This is a genomic window from Arthrobacter sp. MYb214 (genome assembly GCF_002979865.1).
Taxonomy (GTDB): Bacteria; Actinomycetota; Actinomycetes; order Actinomycetales; family Micrococcaceae; genus Glutamicibacter.
On record NZ_PCPZ01000004.1, the window covers coordinates 321,673 to 338,230 of the forward strand.

The following is a 16,558-nucleotide window of genomic DNA, read 5'->3' on the forward strand; positions in this document are numbered from 1 at the left end:
TAATTCTGCTGGGCAGCTGATCAGACGCCACTGGAAGGCATGATGCCGCAACCTGAACCACGTTTCCTCAACCGCCAAAACCCAACCCCAGCCGGACCGTCGCGCCGCGGCCTGCTCGCCGGTGCCTCCGGGCTCATTGCCCTGGCCGGACTGGCAGCCTGCGCATCACCGCAGGCCACGGACGCGGACAGGGCAAACCTCGCCGGACCCCCGCAGACCCCCGATGAAGTGCTGCAGGTACTGCGCGCCGGGAACCAGCGCTACGCCGACGGCATGCCAGAACGCCCCAATCAAGCAACCGAACGGCGCAGCGAGCAGGCCGAGCACCAGAACCCCTTCGCCCTGATCCACGGCTGCGTGGATTCCCGCGTGACCCCCGAGCTCCTGTTCGACCAGGGGATCGGAGACCTGTTCGTCACCCGGACCGCCGGCGGAGTGCTCGATGACACCTTGGTTGGCAGCATGGAATTCGCTGTTTCCAGTCCCTATTCGGTCCCGTTGCTGGTGATCCTCGGCCATACGGCCTGTGGTGCGGTGGCGGGCACCTTGAAGGCAATGGAAGAAGATGCCAAGAATCCGCAATTGCCCGGCGAGATGGTCGACTTCGCTGAACAGATTGCTCCTGTAGCACGCAAGGCAAAAGTTGAAGGTTCGGGCAGCGAAGAGGTGGACCAAGTGGTGCAGGCCAATGCCCGTGCCGTCACCGAGCAGCTACTGGAGCGATCTGCCATCATTCGCGAGGCAGTGCAAGAAAAGCGGACCCGGGTGGTGGCAGCTGTCTACGACCTGGACAGCGGAGAAGTGCGCTGGCTCGATGGCTAGCTCCGATTTTCCGGTTGCGAATTAACCAGAAGTTCCCGCCGGTGGAACCGGCGGGAACTTCTGCGATCATCACTCGCACCCTCGCTGAGGTTGTTTCTACGATATTGACAATGCCTATGGCCACGCTGAGCGCAGGCTCCACGGCGGCAGGGCATCTGGCGAACGGGGCGATCCAGCTGCTGGACCAGCTGGGCTTCCAAGGTTGCAGCCGAAACGCGAATACCGGCGGATGGCCAGCTCGCCGCTATCCTGATGCAGCTGGTCAGACGCAAAACACCCATTCCCGGGCCTTTCGGCACGGTTTCGGGATTTGCCAGCAGGTGCACTGGTACTCTCGACGCTGGATGCTAGTGAAGCATTCCCCGTGAAGAATCCGCATGCACGTGCAGTGAAAGGCCCCATGGCAGCCAGCGAATCCAGCGTCAACTCCCGCGCCCGCGCTGCAGTCGCGGCCCTGTTCCTCACAAACGGAGCACTCTTTGCCAATATGGCGCCGCGCCTTCCCGAGCTGAAGCGGGAACTGGAATTGGACACCGCCGGCTACGGCTTGCTGGTCACCGCATGGCCTGTTGGGGCAATCCTTGCAGGGTTGGCTGCAGGTGCGCTGGTGCGCCGTCTTGGTTCCGCGCAGGTTGCCGTCGTGGGCACGATAGTTACCGGTGCGGCCTTGCTGGCCGCCGGCAGCGCGCCGGGTGTGGTCTTGGTCGTGCTGGCTTTTGCCCTGGGCGGCGCCATGGATTCGATTACGGATGTCGGGCAGAACGCGCACGGGCTGGTGGTGCAACGGCGCTATGGGCGTTCGATACTGAATTCCTTCCACGCGTTGTGGTCTGTCGGAGCGGTGATCGGCGGTTTGATGGCCGCTGGAGCGATCCAGATGAACTTGGCATTGCCAGTGCATTTGGGCATATCGATGGTGCTCTTCGCCGCGGTGGCACTGACTGCCCTGAAATTCTGCCTGCCTCGATCCGCCGAACTGGCGGTCATAGAACCTGTTGCGCCACCTGCACCCGGAACCGCCCGGGCCGCGGCCCCCGCAGGATCCCGCGGACGGCTGCTGCTGATGATGAGCGCCCTGGTCTTGATCTCCGTAGCCGGAGTAATGGTTGAAGACGCCGGGAATTCATGGTCCACGCTGTATCTTGGCCAGCTGGGGGCGCCAGCGGCGCTGGCGGCCAGCGGGTTCATCGCTCTGGTCGGGGCCCAGTTCATTGGCCGAATTCTCGGCGATGGCATGGTCAACCGCTTTGGCCAGCGCGGCATGGCCCAGTTCGGGGGAGCGCTGATAGCAATCGGTATGGGTCTGGCGTTGTTCTTCCCCACGGTTCCGGGCACGCTGCTGGGATTTGCCGCGGCTGGATTCGGCTCGGCAACCCTGGTCCCGGCGGTGATGGACCAGGCCGACAAGCTGCCCGGCCTGCCTCCGGGAACTGGGCTGAGCATCGTCTCCTGGCTCATGCGATTGGGCTTCTTGTTCTCCCCGCCGCTAGTGGGTTTCCTTGCCGAGAACTTCGGGTTGCGCATGGCACTGATGGTGTTCCCGATTGCGGGACTTGTGGTGCTTGCTTGTTCGCCAGTGCTGCGTCGAAAAAGCCCGCGGAGCGATGGAACAGGGGAGCAAGGAAGCCGTAGCTAGTTTTCGCCCCGAAGCGTGATGGACTCGATGGCTTCGCCGTGCAGGTCTTCAATGACCAGATTAACTACCAGTTCCCTCCAGCTGATCAACGGGCTGATGGCACAGCGAACATAGTCAAGGACTTGCTGCTCGATAACCTGAACCGAACTATCCCCAGCCATGCTGACATGGCATTGCACCCTCCAGTTAAGGTGGGGAATCTGCGTGTCAGTCGCCTTGATCTCCGTGTAGTTCAATTGCGATGTCGGCGACTCGGAAAATGCCGCTCGAATCGCCTTGATTAATTCCAGGGACGATACGCGTATGGCCAGTCCCGTGCCCGCATCTTGCACATCCCACATCCGCTGGAATGGCGAGTACTCGGCTATTTTGCCCAATATTCGCTGCGAGAATGCTTCAGGCTGGTGCTCCGGGGTCGAGCTGTGCAGCAGTTGGGTGATGAATCCGTTCTGGTCCTTGAGCCGCTGCCGTTCGGCGTGGCACCACCGGCACTGCAATTCGTGCAGATCTGCAGGTTCATCCAGGTTCAGCAAAACGTCTTCGGTAGTACGTCCGCAGGGAAGGGTTTTCATGACACCGCCTCGCTGATTGCATTGCGTGCCCGTGCGAGTCGCCCTCGCACAGTTGATTCTGAAACGTTGGTCACCAGGGCCGCTTCCTTATAGCTCATGCCTTGGAGCGCGACCAGTACGAACGCCTGGCGAAGCGCCGAAGGCAATCCGTTGATGATCTGCCAGGCATCGGCAATCTCGCCGCGTTGCACGGCGACGTTTTCTGGCAATTCACGGTCAGGGACTGGGGTTTGCTCTAGCACTTCATCATCCACGGTTTGCTGGTCATTGGCACGCTGGCGGATGCGATCAAGACAAATATTTCGTGCCATGCGGTAGAGCCAAGTCTTGAACGCGGCACGTTCGCGCAGCGAGCCCAATGACTGCCACGCGCGGATCCAGGCATCCTGGGTGGCATCCTCCGCATCGTGCCAGCTGCTGAAAAAAGTCTTGCAGTATTGGCGCAGGCCGGGTGTCAGCGCGGTGACGAGTTCGCCGAAGGCCTCGGGGTCCCCCTCCATTGAACGACCAACAAGCACGGTCAACCGGGTCGGTTCCAAGCACCCCTCCTTAAGTGATCTATATCACACTCATAATGTGTGAGGATTAATCTGTAGCTCTCGTCTGTATGAGTGTAAGGCACAAAAATATCCGTTCAATGAATGAGGAGACCATCATGGTGCAACGCGATTCACAAGGGCCAATCATCAAGCCAACCGGCGAAGAGCTGGAACGCCAGGCCAAGGCAAAGGCCGCAAATGACACGCCGGTCCACGAAGAGCTGCGCGGTCCGCTGCACACCGAACTGGGCAAGACGACCATCGAAGACCGTGTGGTCCAGAAGATTGCCAGCATCGCCACCCGCGAAGTTTCCGGCGTCTACGCCATGGGCAACGCCGCCCGCCGGACCTTCAACTCGCTGGCCGAACGCATCCCCGGTGCCCAAGCCAACGCGGCCGGAGGCGTGAGCGTCGAAAAGGGCGAGCAGCAGACCGCCATCGACGTGTCGATCGTTGTTTCCTACGGGTTCTCGATCGTTGAGGTCTCCAACGAGATCCGTTCGAATATCATCGCCCAGGTTGAACGCGCCACCGGTCTGGAAGTCATCGAGGTAAACATTGAAGTCACCGACGTGCACCTGCCGGAAGACGATGACGATGACGCCGAGCCCCGCGATGGCCTGAAATAACTGTCCTCATCTAAGGAGCAGAACATGTTACACGTCAAGTGGGGTTTGGCCATCGGCTGCCTAGCCGGATTGCTGATTGCCTTCGGATCATTCACCCAGTTCGTGGTGGTGGCATTCTTCGCCATCATCGGCGCTGGAGTCGGATGGCTTTTGCAGGACAGGGTTGACCTCAGTCAAGTGTTCAGCAAACGTCGGCGGTGAAGCAGATGGCAGAGCTGTCCTCTAGCCGTGGAAGCACCACGGTGAACACGGCCGTCTATTCAAAAATCGCTGCCCAAGCAGCCTATAAGGTGCCAGTTGTCGGCTCTGCCGCGGGTGGGATCCTGGGGCTGGGCAAGTACAAGGATTTTGACAGCCGGCCCAAGGCCAAGGCCGAGGTGCTTGGAAGTGCAGTGGTGGTCGATTTGGACCTTGGATTGAGCTATCCGAGCAATGTCCAGCAAGCCTGCGAAGACGTGCGGAACATGGTTGCGGCTGATCTGCGCAAGTATCTGGGCGTTGAGCAGGTGCAAACCGATATACGGGTGAGCTGGATGTCAACGCCGGATGAAGGAACTAGCAACAGGAGGCTGCGATGAGCAGGTTCTGGCACGTTCGCAGTGCCCGCACCATGGCCTTGATGATCAGCTTCATCGTCGTGTTGGCCACGAGCATTCTCCTGGCGCTATCCTGCCTGCTGCGTTTGACCAGCGGACAATGGCCCGGTTTTGCCCAGCAGGGCATTAACGCGGTCAGCAACTTGCGCTTCAATGACAACCTGGCAGTGATCGCCATGGTGGTTCTTACGGTGCTCGGTCTGCTGCTGTTGCTCAGCGCGCTCATTCCAGGGCCCCGGCAGAGCATCCTGCTGACTACCGATGATCCTTCAGCGGGGTCGGAACAGGCAATCTCATGCCGTGGAATATCAACCTTGGTGGGGCATGAGGTCGAGCGAACCGATTCGGTGACCCGCGCGAGCGTGAAAACCAGCCCGGCCCTGGTCCAGGTTACCGTGCAGACTCCAGCGCACTCGGTTCAGCGCGTGCGGGAAAACGCGCAGGCGCGGGCGCAGCGCGTGATCGACGGGTTGCCATTGCAACGCGCTCCCAAGGTCAAGGTCTCAGTGCAACGCCGAGGGGGAAACTAGAAATGTTCAGAACGCATGTGGTGCGCCAACGACTTATTCTGGCGATCTTCGGTTTGGTCCTGCTGGCGGCCGGTGCCTCGGGCCTCGCAGCAGTCTGGTGGGGGCTTGGCCAAGGCGCTGGCCTCGGCCAAGCCCGGATTGCCAGCAGCCTGCCGATCGATCAGCAGTACCTGCTGCCACTGGGACTCGCGCTCGGAATTGCCGGCATCGTGCTCTCGCTGGCGGTGCTGATCACTGCCATTCCGCGCCGCCCATCGGCGCATGAATTCAGATACGAATCGAGCAGCGAAGGAGTCAGCGAGATCGAGACTTCGGTAATAGCCAAAGCCGCGGAAACGGCCGCTCGAACGCAACCGGAAATCGTGGATGCGAACGTTCGAATTGGCGGCAATGCAGCTGAACCCGTGCTTTATGCGCGATTCACCCTGCGCGCCGACGCTCCGGCGAATCGAGGGATCGAGCTGGTCAATGGCCGCGTGGTACCTGACCTTGAAATGGTGCTGGGGGTGCCTTTCTCCCGCAAGCACATCTCGTTCAGCTTCCAGAAGCCGGAAAAGCAGGATTCGAATAAGGCCGTGCTCATCTGAGCCGGCCCAGGAAAACAAGAAATAGCCATTAACGGCACGGGCATCGTGCCGCATCTCTTGGGGAAGTAGGAATGCATGGGAATAATCGGTTGGATCATCCTTGGCCTCGTTGCCGGTGCGATCGCGAAGGCAATCAAGCCCGGAAAGCAGGGAGGCGGCTGGCTTGCCACGCTACTGCTCGGCGTGGTCGGGGCGGTGCTGGGAGGCTGGATTGGCTCGGCAGTTTTCGGTGTCGGAGTGAGCGAGTTCTGGTCATTGTCCACCTGGCTGCTGGCCATCGGCGGCTCGCTGCTGGTCCTGGTCATTTGGGGTTTTGTCAGCAGCAAACGCGACTAGGGGCATCCGCTGAACTGCCTGCAGCCTGATGGCGCTGGCTAATGGGAACGGGCGGGATCCTTATGGATCCCGCCCGTTTCCTTCTGCCGCAACGCCTGCATGATGCCGGTGAGAACCTGCAGTGCCCAGGACAGCGCGGGGCCAGGTGCAGCGCGAATCATCCAGCTTGGCATGCAAGGCGCCCTCCGCTACGAAGGCCATCATCGACAAGACCAGGCAGATCCCAGTCGAGCGAACGTGGCGGCTAGGACCGCCTGGAAACCGTAGGGCCAGGACCGCCTGGAAACCGTAGGGCTAGGCTTGGGGAATGGAAGATGCGCTGAAAAAGATCAGCTGGCCGGTACGCACTGAACGCCTGTCCCTGCGTCGCGTGAATTCGGCTGATGTGGAAGACCTCTGGCGCTACCGGCAGCTTGCCGATGTCACCCAGTGGATTACCGCTGGCCCAGCAACCGTGGAAGAATTCCGTTCGCTGTTCTTCGCGAAGGACTATCCGCTGAGGAACCTGGCTGTGGAACTGGACACCGGGCAGGGGACCCAGCTGATTGGCACGGTCATGCTGGATATCGTGGATGGCTGGGGGCAAAGCGAAATTGAGCAGCACGCCAAGGGCGTTGAGGGCAACCTCGGCTGGAGCTTCGATCCCTCCTTCGGTGGCAAGGGCTACGCCACCGAAGCCGTTGCCGCTGCCATGGGCCTGTGCTTCGGCCCGCTTGGCCTGCGCAGGGTTACTGCCGAATGCTTTGCCGCCAATGAGCCATCATGGAGACTGATGGAGCGTTTGGGGATGCGCAGGGAATTCCATGGCCGCAAGGACAGCCTGCATCGCAGCGGTGAATGGATGGATTCCGTGGGCTACGCGCTGTTGGCTGAGGAATGGACGGCCCAGGCCTCCTGCTAAAGGATGAGGGATGGATCCTTGATCACCGGTGTGTTCTTTGAAAGGCTGGAAGGGAACAGCACCACCCCAACGAGCTAGGCGGTCCCATGGGCAAATCAACGCGCACCAGTGTTCTTTTGGCGCTGGCAACCGCCGCTATTCTGCTCATGGCGCTGTCGGAGGAACCTACCTGGGGGTTGCTCGTAGGCAGCTGGACCTTGATGCTTTGGGGTTGGACTGGCAGTCCGAAGCCCCAAGAAATCACCGTCGATGCACAGGGGCTCTCACCCCGGGATGTGAAGGAATACCGCCGTCAGCATCCGGGCGTGACGATGGTTGACGCGATCAATGCGCTGGGGAAGTCCAAGCAATAGCAAAAGCAGGGCCCGCAGTGCGGGTGAATGGATGCAGTTGAGCCCCATGAACTAGTTGTCGTTCATGGGGCTCAACTTTTGGTGTTCATGGCGTTGCCTAGTAGTAAACCGCCAGCGGGCCATTGGGGCCCGGGATGACCTTTACCGGGGTTTCGAAGACCTTGGTCAACACCTCATCGCACATGATTTCATCAGGGGTGCCGAACTCGACGACCTTGCCCTGCTTCATTGCGCAGATGTAGTCGGCGTAGTGGCCGGCGAAATTGATGTCGTGCAGCACGATCACGATGGTGCGGTTCAGCTCGCGGGCAGCGCGCTGCAGATGCTGCATCATCACTACCGAGTGCTTCATGTCCAGGTTGTTCAGCGGCTCATCGAGCAGCACCGTGTCGGTGTCCTGGGCCAGGACCATGGCCACGTAGGCGCGCTGGCGCTGGCCTCCGGAGAGCTCATCGAGGTAGCGGCGTTCCAATTCGCCCAGGTCCAGGAAGTCGATGGAGCGCGAGATGATCTCTTCATCGGCCTGGGTCAACCGGCCCTTGGAGTGCGGGTAGCGGCCGAAGCCCACCAGCTGGCGCACGGTCAGGCGGGTCACGAAGTGGTTTTCCTGGCGCAGGATCGAGACGATCTTGGCCAGATCCTTCGAGTTGGTCTTGGATACGTCGTAGCCGGAGACCTCGATGGAACCCTGGTCGATGCCCAGCAGGCGCCCGACCATGGTGAGCATGGTGGACTTGCCGGCGCCGTTCGGGCCTACCAGGGCGGTGATGCCGCCGGTGGGGATTTCCAAGCTGACCGGGCCGATGGAGACCGTGGAGCTGTACTTCTTGCTGACGGAATTGAGGGTAATCACAGCCGGCCCTTTCGCAGGATGAAGATCAGGAATGTAATGCCGCCGACGGCTTCGATGATGATGCCGACCACGCCTTCTGCGTAGAAGATGTTCTTCATGACGAAGTAGGCGCCGGCCAGGACCACGAAGCCGATGAGGAAGGACATCGGGTAGATGTAGCGGTGGTCGTAGGTGTCCGCCAGCTGGTAGGCCAAGGTGGCCACCAGGAAGCCGAGGAAGGTCAGCGGGCCCACCAGTGCGGTGGTGACCGCCATGAGAATCGATACGAAGAACAAGGTCTTCATGACCTCGCGGCGGTGGTTGATCCCCAGGTTGATGGTGGTTTCCTTGCCCAAGGCCAGGATGTTCATCTTCTTCGAGGACAGCACCAGGTAGCCGCCGGCAATGGCCACCAGCGGGATGGCCACCGGCATGTAGCTCATGTCGGCGTTGGCCATCGAGCCGAACAGGCGTGCGGTGAGGACATCGAATTCGCTCGGGGTCAGCAGGCGCTGCATGAAGGTCGAGATCGAGCCCAGCCCGGTGCCGATGATGATGCCCACCAGCAGCATGATCTGGATGTTGCCCAGCTTGCCCGAAAGCAGCCAGCCGTACAGGGCCACCGAGAGGCCCACCATGATCGCCACTTGCAGGACGAACTGGCTGACACCGGTGAAGAAGGTCACCCCGGCAACGCCCAGCACGAAGATCGCACCGGTCTGCACCACCCGGTACAAGGCTTCGAAGCCCATGATCGACGGGGTGATGATGCGGTTGTTGGTCACCGTTTGGAAAGCCACCGTGGCGATGGACTGGCAGGCGGCCACGATCACCATGGTCAGGATGTTGCTGGCGCGCAGCTTGGCGATGATCCAGAATCCGTCGGAGCCAAAGGGCATGGGGTTATCCCAGGCGAGCAGGCCGATCCCGAAGAACAGGGCCAGCCCGATCATGATGGACAGGGTGATCCAGTATCGCTTGCGGACCTTCTTGGTGGGCAGCGGCCCGGCAGAACGGGCGGAGTGGTGGATGCCCAAAGCGGGATGAGTCATGAGATTAGCCAACTTTACGCTGCCTCAGAAGCAGGAAGATGAAGACGGCCGCGCCGAGTACGCCCAGGATCAGGGAGACCGGGACCTCGAACGGCATGATGATGGTGCGGCCGATCAGGTCGCACACCGTGGTGATCGCGATGCCCAGCAGGCAGACCCAGGGCAGGTTGCTGCGCAGGTCGTCACCGCGGACCATCGAGACGATATTCGGCACGATCAGGCCGAGGAATGGCAGGTTGCCGATGACCACGGTGACCACGCCGGTAGCGACCGCGATCAGCGCGGTGCCCAGCAGCATCACCTGGCGGTAATTCAGCCCGACGTTGGTGGCGATTTCCTCGCCGAGCCCTGCTACGGTGAAGCGGTCGGCCACGATGTAGATGGCAATGGCGACGATGGCCACGATCCACAGCACCTCGTACTGCCCGCGGATCACAGAGGTGAAGGAACCAGCCAGCCAGATGCCCATGGACTGCAGCTTGTCGGTGGACAGCGCGAAGAAGGTGGAGAAGGCGCCGACCACGGAACCGAGCATGATGCCCACGATCGGCACGGTCAGCGAGGCCTTGAGCGAAATGCGCTGCAAGAACAGGAAGAAGATCATGGTGCCGATGAAGGCGAAGACAATCGCGACGCTCATCTTGGCCAGCAGCGACGCGCTGGGGAAGAGTACCAGCATGGTCAGTAGGCCCAGGCCCGCCCATTCGGTGGTGCCGGTGGTGGTCGGCTCCACGAAGCGGTTCTGGGTCAGCAACTGCATCACCAATCCGCTCATGGCCATGGCCGCTCCGGCCAGTACCAGCGCAAGGGTGCGCGGAATGCGGGTGACGGCGAACATCATGGCGCCGTCGTCCATGCCGAAGATGTCGTAGACGCCGGTGAACAGGGAGAACGCCAGCAGCACCAGTACTGCGAGGATGCCCAATGCGAGTTTTCCGGAAAGGGCCTTGCTCTTGGTCCGGGCTGGGGAGGTCGTGCTTGTCATTATGCCGCCGTGGAAATAAGTGGTGGGAAAACAGCTCTAGTGGCGAAGCCGGAATACGGCTTCGCCACTAGCTGGCTGGGGTGTCCGGAATGCTACTTGGCAGCTTCCAGCGCGTCAGCGAAAGTATTCAGGAACTCGGTGTAGGTCTGGATGCTCTCGTTGGTGTAGGTGTCAGCAGGCATGACGACAACCTGGGATTCCTTCGAGGCGGTGACATTCTGCAGCGCCTCGGACTTCTCCAGCAGGTCCTTTGCCGGCTGGTAGTCCGCACCGTCGGCTTCAACCGCTGCGTCGCGGTCCATGACGATGATCCAGTCCGGGTTGGACTTGGCGATGGCTTCGACCGAAACGTCGTCGCCCTCGTGGTCGGTGGAGGATTCGTCGAGCTTCAGCGCCGGGGTCAGGCCCAGGAAGTCGAACATCGGGCCGACGGTGCGGCCGGTGGTAGGAGCCGAGTAGCCCAGCTCGCCGCCCGAGGCGATCAGGCCCATGACGGTCTGGTCCTTGTCGTAGGCATCGGTGACGCGCTTCTCGGCGGCTTCGAAGTCCTCAACGAGCTTTTTGGCCTCGGCCTGCTTGCCGAAGATCTCGCCCAGGGTGGTGACCTGGCGTTCCAGCTCAGCGTCAAATGGCTCGCCTTCGCGTGGGTCCAGCGAAATGATGGCGGCTTCCGGAGCCAGTTCCTTGAACTTCGCGGCGTGCTGGGTGTAGCGCTGGCCGTTGATGATCAGGTCAGGGTCGACGGTGACAACTGATTCCAGGTTCGGTTCCTTGTGGCTGCCCAAGTCCAGGATGTTCTCGTCCTTGGTGTAGGAGATGGTATCCGGCATCAGCGAGACAGCGCCTGCGGTGAGCTTGATGCCCCAGGAATCCAGGGTCTCGAAGGTGCGGTTATCCGTGGCAACGACAGACTTCGCGGGAACCTCGATCTTCTTCTCACCTTCATTGTCGGTGATGGTGACGGTCTTGGTGTCGCCAGCCTTGGCCTCAGCTGCCGTATCGGTAGCGGAACCGCAAGCGGTCAGTGACAGTGCGGCGATGCTCAGCAGTGCGGCAGCGCGAAGCTTCATGGAGGACATGTATTCCTTCTTCGGACAGCAACCGGCGTTGGTTGCGCTATTGAGTGATCTGATAATTAGCTTAGCCTTATCTGAGCGAATTAAGCCAAACGGCTCTTATGTTAGCTAGGTCACCCAAATGCGCGAATTCAAGGCTGGAACCGTCCGCAAATGCGGCTCTTGATGAGGCTTGCCCCAGCTGACTGGGCTATTTCAGGGAGAAATAACGATCATCGGCCTTGTTTAATTAGTGTCCGAAGGCATGGAGGAAGCTGCGTCAGGCAGCGTAATGAATTGCACCTCCAGCTCATTGCATGAGCCGAGCCATGGCGCAGATGCTGCCATTGATGCCCGTTTTGCGCGCCGGTATCAGGCTGCCGGGTAGGTGATCCGCGACTGCTGGTCGATCACCGCGCCAGGGCTCAGCTCGGCAGGTTTGGCCGGATGCCCATCGATGATGTGGAATACCTCGGCACCGCGGGCCAGCAGATGATCAGCAATGATCCTGCGATGGCAACGCCACCATACAGCTTCGGCGCACATGATCGCCGTCTTCTGGCCGGCGGCCCGCGCCTGCAACCGCTGGAGCGCCTGCAGGAAATCGTCCCCGAGGGCATGGTCGGCGTAATTATGGAAGCTGCGGTTCGTCCACCATGCGTTGACTGCGAAATCGACGCTTCGGCTCACAGGACGCCTGCCGGTCAGCGCTTCCGCGTGGTGCAGGCTGATTCCTGCCGTGCTCAAGGAGGCTTCCAAGGCATCCGCATTGAACTGCGGGAATTTGCGGGGGCCGGCGAGTTTGCGGACATCCACAACATTCGTGACTCCGTACTGCGTTAGCAGTGCGAGGAAATCCTCGATGGATCGTGCCGAATGTCCAATGGTGAAAATTCCAGCGGGCAAAATGCTGGCTCCTTGGGTGGGGAAGGGGCGGGGCTAATGCTGATCGTGCTTGGCGGAGCTGAGGACTAGTTGGAGCAGCTCTTCGACTTCGGCAGCACGGGACTGCCAGTAGCCGGTGTCGAGCCCGAAGCCGAGTGTTGCTTCATCGGCGCGTTTCTTGAAATAGTCCCGGTGGTCCTCCAGCGCATTGGCCAGGTCCGCGAATTGGTCATTGCTCAGTTCCAAGTTCAAGGTTCTCTGCTTCATGAGCTTCATCCTGGGTCGAGTGCGAATTCTATGAACCCGAGCGTACGCCCATTGCCAACCGAAATGACCGCTATCAAGCTGGCACTCAGAAAGTCGTCGCCGAAGCTCGCCGGGAATAGGCTCGTGGCAGGCCTTGTTGTGCCGAATACGAGCATCGATCAGAAGGAGCAGTTCATGGCTGAAGAAAATCGAGTAGTTCTCATTGGCGGACATGGGAAGGTTGCCCTGCTGGCAGCGCCCAAGCTGGTTGGGCGCGGCTACGCGGTCAACTCGCTGATCCGCAACCCGGAGCATGCAGCCGACATCAGCGCCACGGGCGCCACCCCAGTAGTCATCGACATCGAAAGCGCTGGCGTGGATCAGTTGGCCCAGGCCTTTTCCGGTGCAAGCGCCATCGTCTTCTCCGCAGGTGCCGGTGGCGGCAACGAGCATCGCACCCGCGCCGTGGACTATGATGCCGCGGTGCGTTCCATGCAGGCTGCCAAGCAGGCCGGCGTGGACCGCTTCGTGATGGTCTCCTACAGCCGCGCCCTGGTGGATGTGGACAGCCTGGATCCGGCCAACTCGTTCTACACCTATGCCAAGGCCAAGCACGACGCCGACGCGTACTTGCGCGGCACGGAGCTGGACTACACGATCCTGGGCCCGGGGGCGCTGACCCTGGAACCGGCCAGCCAGCGCGTGGTGCTGGCTGACAAGGCAGGCAAGGTGAACGGAGCAGACGTTGAAGGCGAGGCATCTCAGACCTCGCGCGAGAACGTCGCCGAAGTGATCACCCATGTGGTGGCCAATAATGCAGCACGCCGCTCCACCGTGAACTTCTACAACGGCAACATGCCGATCGTGGAAGCGATCGTCTAGGAATGCGCAGCCGCAGCCCTGCCTCCGCAACGGGGGCAGGGCTGTTCTGCATCTGCGGATGAAAGTTCCGCGGCTTCCACTGAGTGGATGCGGGGCCTTCTGCCTGCGGGCAAGCGGTGGGATCATGTGCCCATGACCAAACTAGAACCCGCTGCGAATCACTACGGGCGCGATGTCTCGAGCAGGATCGGGAGCGCCGGACCCGGCCTGTTCGAGCAGTACCCGCTGCTGGCCAAGCTGTGGGAGGACGCCAAGGAGCTTCTCGCGGTCCGGAGCAATGATGCGCACGCCCTGTATTCGGTGTCCTTGGCCCAGCAGCTGCTGGGCCATCACCCGCAAGCCGATGCCAATATCGTGCTGCCGGCCATGCTGCTGCACGATATCGGCTGGTCTGCCGTGGATCCGGCCCTCGTGCTGGGCGCTATTGCACCGGGTGCGGGCAATGCCGAGCTGGGCCAGGTCCAGATCACCGACTGGGAGAAGGTCTATGCCGCGATCCCGCATCAGGATATCTTCACGGAACGCAAGATCGACCGGCCCGGAGCCCTGGTTGTCGTCCGCCCGGACATGTATGTCGCCCAGGTCTTGCCGTTGACTGCCCGCGCGGAACTGGCCGAGTTCTTCTCGAAGAACATGGCGTTGCCGAAGGTGCCTGAATTCTCCTAGGCCAATCCGGTCCTCGATGGAGAGCAGGGCAAGAAGAAAACCCCGGTGCCGAAGCACCGGGGTTTCCTTTTGTCATCACTCGCACCTTCATGAGGTACTTATAACTCTAGGACGGCTGACTGTGAGCGCGCTGGGCTGAGCCTGCCATTTGGCTTGGCATTCAGAGACCCGCCGGAACGACGGCCGCCGGAGTCATGGGAAAGCCGGTCACGGTCTTGGGCCGCGGGGGAGCGTAGGTGCGCACCTTGGAGGTGCTCAGCCCCATGCGGACCAGCGACTCCGCGATGGTCACCGCTGCGCGCACGCCATCAACAATTGGCACGCCGGTGGCCAGCCGCACCTGTTCCTCCAGCTCGGCCATGCCGCCGCAGCCCAGGCAGATCACTTCGGCCTTGTCGTGCTCCACTGCCTGGCGGGATTGCTCGACGATGGCCGCTACCGCGCGCTGCGGATCGGATTCCAGTTCCAGCACGCCCAGCCCGCTGGCGCGCACCGAGGCGAGCCGGTCGGTCAGGCCGGCCAGTTTCAGCCGGTCCTCGATCAGCGGCACCGTGCGGTCCAGCGTGGTGACCACCGAATACTTGTGGCCGAGGAATTGCGCCGTGGAGGCGGCGGCTTCGGTAATGTCCACGACCGGGACATCCAGCAGTTCCTGCAGGCCCTCGCGGCCGTGCTCGCCGTAGCCTGCTTGGATGACCGCGTCGAATGGCTCGGTGTAGCGGACCACCTTGTCCATTACGGCGATGGCCGCCAGATAGCTTTCGAAATTGCCTTCGCAGGAGTCCGCCCCGAAATCCGGGGTCAGCTCGACGATCTCGGTGCCGGGCGAGGCGACCTGCCGTGCGGAATCCCCGATGGCGCGGGTCATGGACTGCGTGGTGTTGACGTTCAGGATCAGAATGCGCATGAGTTGTCCTAATGGGTTGGTGCCACGGCGATCGGCTCGCCATCGATGTCTGCCAGATCGTGCTGGCGCTTGGCCAAGGCCAGGTAGGCCAGGGCGCCGGCGCCCGAACCCAGGAACCAGGCGAACGGGCCGACCACGTGCAAGGCGGGGACGAAGGCCAGCACCAGTGCGATCACCGAGCTGATCACCAGTGCCCCGACGGCCCGGTAGTTCACGCCGCGGGTGAAGTAGTAGGTGCCTTCGGCATCCGAGCGGTACAAGTCCATGACGTTGATCCGGGCTTTGCGGATCAGCCAGTAGTCGGCCATGATGATGCCGAACAGCGGGCCGAGCAGCGCGCCCAGGCCGCCCAGGAAGTAGTTGATGATCTCGGGGGAGTTGTACAAGTTCCAGGGCAGGATGACCAGGCCGATGACTCCGGAGATCAGTGCGGCGGTGCGGAAGTTCAGCTTCTTCGGGAGCAGGTTGGTCAATGCGTAGGTCGGTGCCACGAAATTGGCCATCAGGTTCACCGCGATGGTCAGCACCAGCAGGGCGGCGGAGGCCAGCAATAGCAGCAAGGTGTTCGGGATCGCGCCCACAATATCCGACGGCGAGGTGATGACCTGGCCGTTGATGGAGAACTGCGTACCGGTCAGGACCACCACGATGGCGCCGAAGAACATCATGTTCAGCGGGATGCCGAAGAAGTTGCCCTTCACGATCGCCTTCTTGGAGGATGCGCCACGGGTGAAGTCGCAGAAGTTCAGGACGAAGGTGCCGTAGATCGAGACCCACAGGGCGGCTGCGCCGAACATCGCGGTCCACATCTCGATGCCGGTCTTCGATTCGCCGGTGCTCATCGAGACGTTGAAACCCGATTCGAAGAGCATCCAGATGGCCAGGCCCAGGAAGGTGGCCAGGATGACCGGGCCAGCGAAGGCCTCGTACTTGCGGATCATCTCCATGCCGTAGCTGACGATGACCAGCTGCACCGCCCAGAGGGCGACGAAGCAGATCCAGCCCAGGGCGTTCAGTCCCAGGAAGCTGGTCTGCTCCAGGGCTGCGGACCCCGGGGCCACGGCAATCACCATGACGGCGAGGACCTGGGCGGCGAGGTAGGTCTGGATGCCGAACCAGGCAATGGCCACGGCCCCGCGCAGCAGCGCGGGAATCTGGGCGCCGTTGATGCCGAAGGCGATGCGGCTCATCACCGGGAAAGGGACACCGGTTTTCTCGCCCATGAACCCCGAGAAGTTCAGCAGCGCGAAGAGCAGGACCGCTCCAATGCCCAGCGCGCCGAGGATCTGCCAGCCGCTCATGCCCAGCGCGAAGAGCCCGATGGCGAAGGTGTAGTTGCCCAGCGAGTGCACGTCGTTGGCCCACAGGGTGAAGATGCTGTAAGAGCTCCAGGTGCGCCCGGAGCGGGTGGTTGGTGCCAGGTCCTGGTTGTAGAGCGACGCGCTCAACTCGAAGGGATTGGCCCGGTCGATAGCGGGCCGGTTTTCCTGCGGTGCGGCCTCGGGCACCATTTCAGGGGTCTTTTGCGACATGATGGACATCCTTGT

At 61.5% G+C, this 16,558-nt stretch carries 23 protein-coding genes; 12 read left to right on the forward strand and 11 right to left on the reverse strand.

Annotated elements, in window-relative coordinates; translation table 11 throughout:
- The first annotated feature begins 39 nt into the window (after positions 1-39).
- Positions 40-822, forward strand: a complete 783-nt coding sequence (locus tag CQ012_RS12320) for a carbonic anhydrase (protein WP_105662309.1) — start codon at positions 40-42, stop codon at positions 820-822.
- Positions 823-1,186: 364 nt separating this feature from the next.
- Positions 1,187-2,458, forward strand: coding sequence for an MFS transporter (locus CQ012_RS12330; protein WP_105662311.1), 1,272 nt, complete (start codon positions 1,187-1,189; stop codon positions 2,456-2,458).
- Here CQ012_RS12330 and CQ012_RS12335 read toward each other — a convergent pair.
- Positions 2,455-3,030 carry a hypothetical protein gene (locus tag CQ012_RS12335; RefSeq protein ID WP_105662312.1) on the reverse strand — a complete coding sequence of 192 codons (576 nt, stop codon included), beginning with the start codon at positions 3,028-3,030 and terminating at the stop codon, positions 2,455-2,457. The genes CQ012_RS12330 and CQ012_RS12335 overlap by 4 nt on opposite strands.
- Complete coding sequence (locus CQ012_RS12340) at positions 3,027-3,569, reverse strand: RNA polymerase sigma factor (RefSeq protein ID WP_133833920.1); 543 nt, start codon at positions 3,567-3,569, stop codon at positions 3,027-3,029. Before CQ012_RS12340 ends, CQ012_RS12335 begins: the two co-directional genes overlap by 4 nt.
- 98 nt (positions 3,570-3,667) lie before the next feature.
- On the opposite strand from CQ012_RS12340, the gene CQ012_RS12345 reads away from it, so the two are divergent.
- From CQ012_RS12345 to CQ012_RS12365, 6 genes are all read left to right on the forward strand, one after another.
- Positions 3,668-4,198 (forward strand): Asp23/Gls24 family envelope stress response protein, encoded by a 531-nt coding sequence (locus CQ012_RS12345; RefSeq protein WP_286134072.1) that lies wholly within the window; start codon positions 3,668-3,670, stop codon positions 4,196-4,198.
- 24 nt (positions 4,199-4,222) lie between these two features.
- Positions 4,223-4,399, forward strand: coding sequence for a hypothetical protein (locus CQ012_RS17645; RefSeq protein WP_166650766.1), 177 nt, complete (start codon positions 4,223-4,225; stop codon positions 4,397-4,399).
- A 5-nt stretch (positions 4,400-4,404) separates the two neighbouring features.
- The gene (locus CQ012_RS12350) at positions 4,405-4,776 is read left to right on the forward strand and encodes an Asp23/Gls24 family envelope stress response protein (RefSeq protein ID WP_146112224.1); all 372 of its coding nucleotides are present in this window, start codon (positions 4,405-4,407) and stop codon (positions 4,774-4,776) included.
- Positions 4,773-5,324 (forward strand): DUF6286 domain-containing protein, encoded by a 552-nt coding sequence (locus tag CQ012_RS12355; protein WP_105662313.1) that lies wholly within the window; start codon positions 4,773-4,775, stop codon positions 5,322-5,324. The genes CQ012_RS12350 and CQ012_RS12355 overlap by 4 nt, the downstream gene beginning before the upstream one ends.
- A gap of 2 nt (positions 5,325-5,326) precedes the next feature.
- On the forward strand, positions 5,327-5,911 hold the full coding sequence (locus CQ012_RS12360; RefSeq protein WP_105656415.1) for an Asp23/Gls24 family envelope stress response protein: 585 nt from the start codon (positions 5,327-5,329) through the stop codon (positions 5,909-5,911).
- Positions 5,912-5,986: 75 nt separating this feature from the next.
- Entirely contained in the window at positions 5,987-6,247 is a 261-nt protein-coding gene (locus tag CQ012_RS12365) for a GlsB/YeaQ/YmgE family stress response membrane protein (RefSeq protein WP_105656414.1), read from the forward strand.
- A 38-nt stretch (positions 6,248-6,285) separates the two neighbouring features.
- Here the strand turns inward: CQ012_RS12365 and CQ012_RS17910 are convergent, their stop codons facing one another.
- Entirely contained in the window at positions 6,286-6,420 is a 135-nt protein-coding gene (locus tag CQ012_RS17910; RefSeq protein WP_286134664.1) for a hypothetical protein, read from the reverse strand.
- Positions 6,421-6,554: 134 nt separating this feature from the next.
- On the opposite strand from CQ012_RS17910, the gene CQ012_RS12370 reads away from it, so the two are divergent.
- A complete protein-coding gene (locus CQ012_RS12370) occupies positions 6,555-7,148 on the forward strand; it encodes a GNAT family N-acetyltransferase (RefSeq protein WP_105662314.1) in 594 nt (197 codons plus the stop codon).
- An 86-nt stretch (positions 7,149-7,234) separates the two neighbouring features.
- On the forward strand, positions 7,235-7,501 hold the full coding sequence (locus CQ012_RS12375) for a hypothetical protein (RefSeq protein ID WP_105656412.1): 267 nt from the start codon (positions 7,235-7,237) through the stop codon (positions 7,499-7,501).
- 97 nt (positions 7,502-7,598) lie between these two features.
- Here the strand turns inward: CQ012_RS12375 and CQ012_RS12380 are convergent, their stop codons facing one another.
- The 6 genes from CQ012_RS12380 to CQ012_RS12405 form a co-directional block, all read right to left on the reverse strand.
- Positions 7,599-8,354, reverse strand: coding sequence for an iron ABC transporter ATP-binding protein (locus CQ012_RS12380; protein ID WP_105662315.1), 756 nt, complete (start codon positions 8,352-8,354; stop codon positions 7,599-7,601).
- The gene (locus CQ012_RS12385; RefSeq protein ID WP_105656410.1) at positions 8,351-9,385 is read right to left on the reverse strand and encodes an iron chelate uptake ABC transporter family permease subunit; all 1,035 of its coding nucleotides are present in this window, start codon (positions 9,383-9,385) and stop codon (positions 8,351-8,353) included. The genes CQ012_RS12380 and CQ012_RS12385 overlap by 4 nt, the downstream gene beginning before the upstream one ends.
- A gap of 4 nt (positions 9,386-9,389) precedes the next feature.
- Positions 9,390-10,370, reverse strand: a complete 981-nt coding sequence (locus CQ012_RS12390; protein ID WP_181148775.1) for an ABC transporter permease — start codon at positions 10,368-10,370, stop codon at positions 9,390-9,392.
- A gap of 92 nt (positions 10,371-10,462) precedes the next feature.
- Positions 10,463-11,449 (reverse strand): siderophore ABC transporter substrate-binding protein, encoded by a 987-nt coding sequence (locus CQ012_RS12395; protein ID WP_105656408.1) that lies wholly within the window; start codon positions 11,447-11,449, stop codon positions 10,463-10,465.
- A gap of 348 nt (positions 11,450-11,797) precedes the next feature.
- Positions 11,798-12,331, reverse strand: coding sequence for a DUF488 domain-containing protein (locus CQ012_RS12400; RefSeq protein ID WP_105656407.1), 534 nt, complete (start codon positions 12,329-12,331; stop codon positions 11,798-11,800).
- Between the two features lie 33 nt (positions 12,332-12,364).
- The gene (locus CQ012_RS12405; RefSeq protein ID WP_105656406.1) at positions 12,365-12,577 is read right to left on the reverse strand and encodes a hypothetical protein; all 213 of its coding nucleotides are present in this window, start codon (positions 12,575-12,577) and stop codon (positions 12,365-12,367) included.
- Between the two features lie 174 nt (positions 12,578-12,751).
- Between CQ012_RS12405 and CQ012_RS12410 the strand changes: the two genes are divergently transcribed.
- On the forward strand, positions 12,752-13,438 hold the full coding sequence (locus CQ012_RS12410) for an SDR family oxidoreductase (RefSeq protein WP_105656618.1): 687 nt from the start codon (positions 12,752-12,754) through the stop codon (positions 13,436-13,438).
- Positions 13,439-13,570: 132 nt separating this feature from the next.
- Complete coding sequence (locus tag CQ012_RS17780; protein ID WP_219844111.1) at positions 13,571-14,104, forward strand: hypothetical protein; 534 nt, start codon at positions 13,571-13,573, stop codon at positions 14,102-14,104.
- 160 nt (positions 14,105-14,264) lie between these two features.
- Here CQ012_RS17780 and CQ012_RS12420 read toward each other — a convergent pair whose 3' ends face one another.
- Together CQ012_RS12420 and CQ012_RS12425 are read right to left on the reverse strand one after the other, a co-directional pair.
- A complete protein-coding gene (locus CQ012_RS12420) occupies positions 14,265-15,011 on the reverse strand; it encodes an aspartate/glutamate racemase family protein (RefSeq protein ID WP_105656405.1) in 747 nt (248 codons plus the stop codon).
- A gap of 8 nt (positions 15,012-15,019) precedes the next feature.
- Positions 15,020-16,543 (reverse strand): NCS1 family nucleobase:cation symporter-1, encoded by a 1,524-nt coding sequence (locus CQ012_RS12425; protein WP_286134071.1) that lies wholly within the window; start codon positions 16,541-16,543, stop codon positions 15,020-15,022.
- Positions 16,544-16,558 lie beyond the last annotated feature (15 nt).

Coding starts and splice junctions, on each gene's coding strand:
- CQ012_RS12355 (WP_105662313.1), top strand. CDS start 4,773: ATGAGCAGGTTCTGGCACGTTCGCAGTGCCCGCACCATGGCCTTGATG.
- CQ012_RS12350 (WP_146112224.1), top strand. CDS start 4,405: ATGGCAGAGCTGTCCTCTAGCCGTGGAAGCACCACGGTGAACACGGCC.
- CQ012_RS12425 (WP_286134071.1), bottom strand. CDS start 16,543: ATGTCGCAAAAGACCCCTGAAATGGTGCCCGAGGCCGCACCGCAGGAA.
- CQ012_RS12410 (WP_105656618.1), top strand. CDS start 12,752: ATGGCTGAAGAAAATCGAGTAGTTCTCATTGGCGGACATGGGAAGGTT.
- CQ012_RS12320 (WP_105662309.1), top strand. CDS start 40: ATGATGCCGCAACCTGAACCACGTTTCCTCAACCGCCAAAACCCAACC.
- CQ012_RS12370 (WP_105662314.1), top strand. CDS start 6,555: ATGGAAGATGCGCTGAAAAAGATCAGCTGGCCGGTACGCACTGAACGC.
- CQ012_RS12365 (WP_105656414.1), top strand. CDS start 5,987: ATGGGAATAATCGGTTGGATCATCCTTGGCCTCGTTGCCGGTGCGATC.
- CQ012_RS12375 (WP_105656412.1), top strand. CDS start 7,235: ATGGGCAAATCAACGCGCACCAGTGTTCTTTTGGCGCTGGCAACCGCC.
- CQ012_RS17645 (WP_166650766.1), top strand. CDS start 4,223: ATGTTACACGTCAAGTGGGGTTTGGCCATCGGCTGCCTAGCCGGATTG.
- CQ012_RS17780 (WP_219844111.1), top strand. CDS start 13,571: ATGACCAAACTAGAACCCGCTGCGAATCACTACGGGCGCGATGTCTCG.
- CQ012_RS12405 (WP_105656406.1), bottom strand. CDS start 12,577: ATGAAGCAGAGAACCTTGAACTTGGAACTGAGCAATGACCAATTCGCG.
- CQ012_RS12385 (WP_105656410.1), bottom strand. CDS start 9,385: ATGACTCATCCCGCTTTGGGCATCCACCACTCCGCCCGTTCTGCCGGG.
- CQ012_RS12395 (WP_105656408.1), bottom strand. CDS start 11,449: ATGTCCTCCATGAAGCTTCGCGCTGCCGCACTGCTGAGCATCGCCGCA.
- CQ012_RS17910 (WP_286134664.1), bottom strand. CDS start 6,420: ATGCCAAGCTGGATGATTCGCGCTGCACCTGGCCCCGCGCTGTCCTGG.
- CQ012_RS12390 (WP_181148775.1), bottom strand. CDS start 10,370: ATGACAAGCACGACCTCCCCAGCCCGGACCAAGAGCAAGGCCCTTTCC.
- CQ012_RS12420 (WP_105656405.1), bottom strand. CDS start 15,011: ATGCGCATTCTGATCCTGAACGTCAACACCACGCAGTCCATGACCCGC.
- CQ012_RS12335 (WP_105662312.1), bottom strand. CDS start 3,030: ATGAAAACCCTTCCCTGCGGACGTACTACCGAAGACGTTTTGCTGAAC.
- CQ012_RS12345 (WP_286134072.1), top strand. CDS start 3,668: ATGAATGAGGAGACCATCATGGTGCAACGCGATTCACAAGGGCCAATC.
- CQ012_RS12360 (WP_105656415.1), top strand. CDS start 5,327: ATGTTCAGAACGCATGTGGTGCGCCAACGACTTATTCTGGCGATCTTC.